The organism is Synechococcus sp. R5-12 (genome assembly GCF_047502655.1).
Lineage (GTDB): Bacteria > Cyanobacteriota > Cyanobacteriia > Thermostichales > Thermostichaceae > Thermostichus.
In genome coordinates, this window is the sequence record NZ_JANSIM010000187.1 from 1 (window position 1) to 7,095 (window position 7,095).

Sequence of the window (7,095 nt, forward strand, 5' to 3'; positions counted from 1 at the left end):
CCCTACGGGTACAGTGCGGGGCTCCTGCGATTTCTAGCTGACCAAGGGATCCCCCAGCTTGGAGGGGAGCGACAAAAGTCCAGGAGATCTAGGCTACCACCGGATGCTGTCGATGACTTGCCGCAAGATCTGGGCCGAGCGGTGCAGCTGCTTGCGCTCGCTCTCGGTGAGGGACATGGCCAGCGTGCGTTCCACCCCCTGCCGCCCGACCACTCTGGGCAAGCTGAGACAGACCTCTGGCAGATCGTACTCCCCTTGGGTGAGGCTGCTCACGGTTAAAACGCGGTGTTGATCCCGCAGCAGGGCTTGGACAATTTGCGTCACCCCTAACCCGATGGCGTAGCTGGTGGCCCCTTTGCGACGGATGATCTCGTAGGCAGCGTTGCGCACCTGCTCGAAGATATCCCCCAAATAGGCGGGATCCCAGTCCGGCGAGAGTTCCCCAATCGGGGTGCCGGCGATGTTCACCTTGCTCCAAACGGCCACCTCGCTATCTCCATGTTCGCCGATGATGTAGGCGTGCAGGCTACGCGGATCCACCCCCAGGCGCTCCGCCAAAAGATAGCGAAAGCGGGCTGTGTCCAAAACCGTCCCCGACCCAATTACCTGCCCTGCCGGCAACCCCGACAACTTCAGGGAAACGTAAGTCATGATGTCAACGGGATTGCTCACCACCAAAAGGAGTGTGTCAGGGCAATGCGCCATCAAGGCCGGGATCAAGCCTTTGAAGATCTCGACGTTGCGCTGCACCAAATCCAAACGGGTTTCTCCAGGCCGCTGCTTAGCCCCTGCCGTTAAAATCACTACATCTGACCCGGCGCAATCAGCCAGTTCCCCTGCCCGTATCCGCGTCGGCTCCACAAAGGGGATCCCGTGCACCAAATCCATCACTTCCCCTTCCAACTTGTCGCGGGCGATGTCGTGGATCACCAGCTCATCCAGGGTATTTTGGATCACCATCGCGTAGGCACAGGCCATGCCCACCTGCCCGGCGCCGATGATGGATCCCTTCAAAAGGCGGCGAGAAGTCAGCCCCTCGACCTGCTGCTGGGAGCGCTGCTTGGGTTGGTGCTTAGAAACAGTCATGGCTGCAGCCGCTACTCTTCGTTCTCCAGCTTAAGCCTGCCTAGAGGAAGAAAAAAACAGGCTACCGCTCTCCAGAAGAACTGGAAAGGCGAGAAGAGGCAGGATCGGTTGCCGCAGCGGACTGGATCCATCTGAAACAATAAAAACAATAAATAGCCCTCTAACCTTCAACAGTCCTCAACCCGGCTGCTGGGTTAGCCGCTGCCAAAGCTGCGGAGGAATGCGCTCGTGAGGACACTTTAGGGACTGAATCTGAGCTAAATCTTCCGGCATGTAGTGCAAGGCTACCCGCGCTGCCGGATCCAAAAGGCTGCGCCGTCGTCGGTTACATTGCTCCGCTTCTCCCAGAAACACGTCCAGCCAGCCATCTCGCTCTTGGTAGCGAATCCTCAAAGCAGAGAGAGAAGGCAGAGCAGAGGAAACTTCTTTGCGGTAGAGCCGAAAGCCCTGCTCCAGACTCCAGCCCAACCACCACTGAGGCGCCAATTGCCCCAACTGCCTACACCACACCCCCGCCTGAACCTGTTGCCATGCCATGCTTGCCACTCCGCAGCTTGTTCTCCTGAGAAGACTTAACTGCAAATCTTTAGCAATTGCTACTTGGGTAAGCACTCTACCAGACTCCTCAAGCTTAATGCAAGTCTTTATCAAAGAGGATCCCTACTTTGCCGGCACACTATTGAAAGCTAATCTCAATAGAGCTATGCTGTTACTCGGTTGAGTGGTGGAGTTGTATCCATCAGTCTTCCTCTCTTGCCTTGGATGCATCGGGGATCCCACGCCCGCGGAATTAGCCATCCTGGGTCTGGCAGGGATCCCTTTTCCAGGGCTAGCTGAGGTTCTTTCTAATGAGAGCCGTTCTAACTAATAGGAGCCTGGTTCCTTCCCAAGCGTGTCGATGTACGGGTAGAACAAGTTCGGGAGCCAGAAGCGGTTTAACCTTGAAAACGGCGACGCATAGCCCTTCACGTCGGCAGGACAGGCTTTTTAATAATTCTTTTAATTAACCTCAAGAGTTGCTTCAAAGAATATCCCCTCCGGAGCACCCAAAAGCCCGTGCCAGCCCGGGGATCTTTTGTATCGAGAGACACACAAACTCCCCCAACAATTCCATAGGATGACCGTAGAATGGCAGAGACAGCGTGAATTCATAGCTGTTTTTTTCGGCTTGCCCTCCCCGTTGCCCGAGCGTCTACTGGGTGTTCCTAGCCTATGGTTGAAAGGGGGACTGCTGGGCCAGACCAGGCTGGCAGCGTTTATGATGCGCTGACGCGGGCCGATCTGTGGAATCCCCAGGTCATGTACCGTGGGCGCCCGGTACAGGCTCGGGGACGGGCTGTGCTGCGCACCATGTTCGAGAGTGTCAGCGATGGGTTGTTTGTCCTTGAGTGTCTGCCCCCGGAGCCAGAAAGAGGCTCACCTCAACCGCGCTGTCGGTTTTTGGTGGGTAACCCGGCTTTTTGCAGGATGTTTTTTCTCTCCTCTCGACCTATCGAGGGAGAAGAGCTCCAGAGTTGTCTACCGCCTTCTCTGGCTGCGCAGATTCAACTGCACACCGAACACTGCCTCAGCCATGGCCGGCAAGTGAGCTTTGAGCTGAGCCTAACGGCCTCTGCCGCTCCCGACCCAGAGTCGACCCATGTTCTAATCGTTACCCTTTCTCCAGTAGTTGAGGAGAACAAGCCAATCAGCCGAATTGTCGGCTCCTGTCAGGACATCACAGCACGCAAGCAAGTGGAGTGGCAGCTACAGCGCAGCCAAAAGCAACTGTTGGAGCACAACCGGGCTCTGATGGAGCTCACCCGGCACAAAGCCCTTAGCCAAGGAGACTTACAAGCTGCTCTGCAACAGATTTGTACTACAGCCGCCCATACCCTGGGGGTGGCACGGGTGGGGGTCTGGCTCTACACGTCGGAGCGCTCCAGCATTCGCTGCATCAATCAATTCGAGATCACCCCAGACAACCCCGAGGGATCCCATACTCAAGGGGCGGAGATCTGGGCCAAAGACTATCCCCGTTATTTTCAAGCCCTAGAGCAAGAGCGCACCATTGCTGCCGACCAAGTGGTGGCGGATCCCCGCACCGCCGAGTTCGGCAATTCCTACCTGACAGCAATGGGAGTGGTCTCGATGCTGGATGCCCCCATTCGACTGGAAGGACGGATGGTGGGTGTTCTCTGCCACGAGCACATTGGCTCCCCTCGCCACTGGACCTTAGAAGAGCAAAACTTCGCCGGATCCCTGGCGGATTTGGTGTCTCTGGCCCTCGAGATCTCGGAGCGCCGGCAAGTGGAAGAGGAGCTGCGCCAGGCTGAGGAGCGCTATCGCAATTTTTTCGAGAATGCGGTAGAGGGCATTTTTTTCACCGATGCGGCAGGTCGGTATCTCTCCGCCAACCCGATGCTGGCCCAGATCTGCGGCTACAGCTCCCCCGAAGAATTGATGCGCGAAGCGAAAGAGGCGGGCAAGCGGCAGCTCTATGTGGATCCCAGCCAGTGGGAGGAATTTGTGCGGCTATTGCAGGAGCAGGGATCCGTGCGCGGTTTTGAGTATCGGCTGCGGCGGCGGGATGGCTCGATCATCTGGGTCCGAGAAAAGGCCCGTTTGGTTAAAGATAAAGCCGGAAACATCCTCGGCTATGAAGGCATCTGCGAAGACATCACCGCCCAAAAGCAGAGCTTAGCCTACATGGAGTTTCGCGCTCATCATGATGCCCTGACAGGTTTGGTGAACCGCGAATCCTTTCGGGAGCGGCTGCAGCAGGCCCTGCAGCAATACTACAGTGAATCGCTGGCCCTCTTCTTTGTGGATTTGGATCACTTCAAAGACATTAACGATACCTTCGGCCACAGTGTCGGCGATGCCCTGTTGCAGGGGGTAGCCGAACGGCTAACCAAGTGCGTTCGCCCTGGAGATATCGTCGCCCGCTGGGGAGGGGATGAGTTCACCCTGCTGCTGCCCCGAATTGGCAGCCCCACAGTGGCAGCGCGTCTGGCTCAGCGGATTGTCGATGCCTTTCAAACTCCCTTCTCCTGCGAGGGCCATTCCCTTTCCGTGACCTGCAGCATTGGCGTCGCCCTCTACCCCCAAGACGGCGTAGAAGTGTCCACCCTTTTGCACCATGCCGACTTGGCCCTCTACCAGGTCAAAGAAAAGGGTCGCAGCGGCTTTCAGCTCTACCGGCCAGTTTCAGGGATCCCGGCAGCAGTTCGCAACGCTATCCTGTAAGCTGGTTGGGTCAGAGGCCCTTCTGGTTTGTGATTTGTGCATCCAGGTCGCAGCTATCGCCGTCTCATTCCCTTTATCCGGCCCCATCTGTGGATGTTGTTGCTGGGGCTAACCTGTACCCTTGGCTTTGTGCTAACCATGCCCGCCCTCGCCTACTTGATCGAGTGGGTGGCCCGCTCCATTGGTGCCGGGGATCTGGGGCAATTGCGGATGCTGGCCTTGATTGGGGTGGTGTTTTTCTTGGTGCGCGGCGCTTTTCAGTATGGCCAAGACACCCTGATGGCGAGGGCCTCCTTGCAAATGGTTTTGGAATTGCGCCAACAGATTTATGCCCACCTGCAGGCACTGGATGTGGACTATTTTTCCGGCAGCCGCACTGGCGATCTGGTCTATCGCCTCACGGGGGATCTGGATCGGGTGGGAGAGGTGGTGCAACGATTTTTCCATCGCTTCATCCCCAGCGTGCTCACCATCTTGGCGGTGGTGGCCTACCTGTTCTATCTCAACGGCATTCTCACCTTGACCACCTTGCTGATAGCCCCCCTGATGGGAGCCTTGATCAGTTGGTTTGGGGATCGCCTTTTGTTTCGCTCCCACCTCAACCAAGAGAAGATGTCGGATTTGGCCGCCCTCTTGACAGAGGTGTTTGCTGGCATCAGCCTCACTCGCGCCTTTGCGGCTGAGGACTACGAAATTCGCCGCTTCAGTGCCATTGCCGAAAGCAACCGCCTGGCCCGGTTTCAGACCGAACAGGTGAAAGCCATCCAAGACCCGGTGGTGGGTTTTCTGTACGCCATGAGTGTGTTGGGGGTGTTTTGGGTGGGCGGCTGGCAAATTAGCCAGGGCAACCTGACCGGCAGCCAGTTTCTCGGCTTTATCGCCGGTGTTGCGATGTTGATCGACCCTATTGTTCACATCACCAACAACTACAGCGAGCTGAAACAGGGTGAGGCTTCGGTGGAGCGGATTTTCGAGCTGCTAAACACCCGCTCCCAGATCCGGGAGCTGCCCGGGGCCCGCCCCATGCCTCCCATTCAGGGTTGGGTGGAGTTCGACCAAGTTTCCTTTGCCTACAAACCGGATCAGCCGGTGCTCAAACAGATCAGCTTTCAGGTGTCTCCCGGCGAGATTGTGGCCCTGGTGGGATCCTCCGGCGCCGGCAAATCCACCCTGGTGAGCCTGATTCCCCGCTTTTACGATCCCCAGCAGGGCTGCATCCGCATCGACGGCATCGACATCCGCACCGTCACCCTCAAGAGCCTGCGCCGGCAGATCGGCATTGTGCCGCAGGAGATCACCCTGTTTTCGGGAACCATTGCCAGCAACATCGCCTACGGACAAGAGCATTTTGACCTGGAAGCGGTACGCCAGGCGGCCCAGGTGGCCAACATCGACACCTTTATCGAGAGCTTGCCCGATGGCTACGCCACCCGCGTGGGAGAACGGGGGGTCACTCTCTCCGGTGGACAACGGCAACGGCTGGCCATTGCCCGCGCCGTGTTGCTCAACCCCAAGATCTTGATCCTGGACGAGGCTACCTCGGCTTTGGACAACGAGTCGGAAGCGTTGGTGCAGGAAGCGCTGCAACGGCTGATGCAACGCTGCACCGTTTTTGTGATTGCCCACCGCCTCTCGACAGTGCGCACCGCCCACCGCATTTTCGTCTTGGAGCAGGGGCAATTGCTGGAGCAGGGAAATCACCGAGAATTGCTGGGCAAAGGGGGTCGCTACGCCCAGTTTCACCTGCGCCAGTTTCATTGAACCCTTGGCCTCTGGATCTCCTGGATCTCCCATGCCTGCCAGAAGGGCCGGTAAAACTCCGGATCCGCAGGCGCTCCCCCCGGGATCCCGCAGATGGCCGCCGCAAATTGCACGGCCCGTTGCACCAGAATCGCCTCCGGCCATCCCCGCAACAGCCCCAGGATGGCCACGGCGCTAAATGCATCTCCCGCCCCCACTGTATCCACCAGCTGAGGCGCGGGCACTGGGTCGGCCCGATAGACCTGAGCAGGGGTGATCAGCAGCGCGCCTGCCGCCCCCAGAGTCAAAAATAGACCTTTCAGGTTCAGATGAGCCTGGAGGATCTGCCCTTGCTCCAGCAGGTCTCCAGGAGGGATCCCTTCCAGCCGGGCTACTTGTTCCAGCTCTGTCTGGTTCAGCTTCAGCCAATCACAGGTGCGCAGCATCTCCCGGATGGCGTCTGGATGCCACCAGGGATCCCCTCTTGAAAGTGGCGATGGGCTGCCTCCCGGCGGGCTGCCAAGCTGCCCCGGTAGAGCAGGCTGGGCTGGAGAGCTTGCAGAGCCCCGATATCCAACTGGATGTAGTCGTAGGCTTGGTCGGGCAAGATGGCAAAGGTGGGGATCCCTTGCTCATCCAGGGTTACTTGAACCTTGCCGGTGGGGTGAACAGAATCCTGCTGCAGACCCTCCAGGCGCAGCCCCTGCCGTCGCAAGGCCCCCAGCAGCTCTCTGGCGGCCTCGTCTTGGCCAACACGACTGAGCAAGAGGGGATCGGATCCCAGCCCCTTGAGGTTCCAAGCCACATTCAAAGCTGCTCCGCCCAGCACAATCTCTGTGGGGAAGCAGTCGAAAAGCACCTCCCCCAAGATGAGCGGCAAACCCAGGGGCACATGAGAGGGATCCATCTTGAGCACTCAGCTAGAAATCGCAGGAGCCCCGTGCTGTACCGGTAGGATCAGTGTCGAGAGGAAAGTCCGCCTCCATGGTTATAATTGTACTGCGGACACCAGAAACGGTTGTTTAAGGCACTGGTAACGGT

At 58.1% G+C, this 7,095-nt stretch carries 6 protein-coding genes; 2 read left to right on the plus strand and 4 right to left on the minus strand.

Annotated elements, in window-relative coordinates:
• Positions 1 to 93 precede the first annotated feature (93 nt).
• Together NW843_RS10240 and NW843_RS10245 are read right to left on the minus strand one after the other, a co-directional pair.
• A complete protein-coding gene (locus NW843_RS10240; protein WP_414352177.1) occupies positions 94 to 1,014 on the minus strand; it encodes an L-lactate dehydrogenase in 921 nt (306 codons plus the stop codon).
• Positions 1,015 to 1,263: 249 nt separating this feature from the next.
• Complete coding sequence (locus tag NW843_RS10245; RefSeq protein WP_011433745.1) at positions 1,264 to 1,623, minus strand: hypothetical protein; 360 nt, start codon at positions 1,621 to 1,623, stop codon at positions 1,264 to 1,266.
• A 675-nt stretch (positions 1,624 to 2,298) separates the two neighbouring features.
• Between NW843_RS10245 and NW843_RS10250 the strand changes: the two genes are divergently transcribed.
• Together NW843_RS10250 and NW843_RS10255 are read left to right on the plus strand one after the other, a co-directional pair.
• The gene (locus NW843_RS10250) at positions 2,299 to 4,314 is read left to right on the plus strand and encodes a diguanylate cyclase domain-containing protein (RefSeq protein ID WP_414522876.1); all 2,016 of its coding nucleotides are present in this window, start codon (positions 2,299 to 2,301) and stop codon (positions 4,312 to 4,314) included.
• A 36-nt stretch (positions 4,315 to 4,350) separates the two neighbouring features.
• Positions 4,351 to 6,075 (plus strand): ABC transporter ATP-binding protein, encoded by a 1,725-nt coding sequence (locus NW843_RS10255; protein ID WP_414522877.1) that lies wholly within the window; start codon positions 4,351 to 4,353, stop codon positions 6,073 to 6,075.
• On the opposite strand, the gene NW843_RS10260 is transcribed toward NW843_RS10255, so the two are convergent.
• Together NW843_RS10260 and NW843_RS10265 are read right to left on the minus strand one after the other, a co-directional pair.
• Positions 6,069 to 6,500, minus strand: a complete 432-nt coding sequence (locus tag NW843_RS10260) for a PfkB family carbohydrate kinase (RefSeq protein ID WP_414522878.1) — start codon at positions 6,498 to 6,500, stop codon at positions 6,069 to 6,071. The two genes, NW843_RS10255 and NW843_RS10260, sit on opposite strands and share 7 nt — an antisense overlap.
• Positions 6,476 to 6,961 carry a PfkB family carbohydrate kinase gene (locus tag NW843_RS10265; RefSeq protein ID WP_414522879.1) on the minus strand — a complete coding sequence of 162 codons (486 nt, stop codon included), beginning with the start codon at positions 6,959 to 6,961 and terminating at the stop codon, positions 6,476 to 6,478. Before NW843_RS10265 ends, NW843_RS10260 begins: the two co-directional genes overlap by 25 nt.
• Between the last annotated feature and the right edge of the window lie 134 nt (positions 6,962 to 7,095).

What these genes read in the sequence shown, in the direction of transcription:
- NW843_RS10265 (WP_414522879.1), bottom strand. Translation starts at nt 6,961, where the DNA reads ATGGATCCCTCTCATGTGCCCCTGGGTTTGCCGCTCATCTTGGGGGAG.
- NW843_RS10260 (WP_414522878.1), bottom strand. Translation starts at nt 6,500, where the DNA reads ATGCTGCGCACCTGTGATTGGCTGAAGCTGAACCAGACAGAGCTGGAA.
- NW843_RS10250 (WP_414522876.1), top strand. Translation starts at nt 2,299, where the DNA reads ATGGTTGAAAGGGGGACTGCTGGGCCAGACCAGGCTGGCAGCGTTTAT.
- NW843_RS10245 (WP_011433745.1), bottom strand. Translation starts at nt 1,623, where the DNA reads ATGGCATGGCAACAGGTTCAGGCGGGGGTGTGGTGTAGGCAGTTGGGG.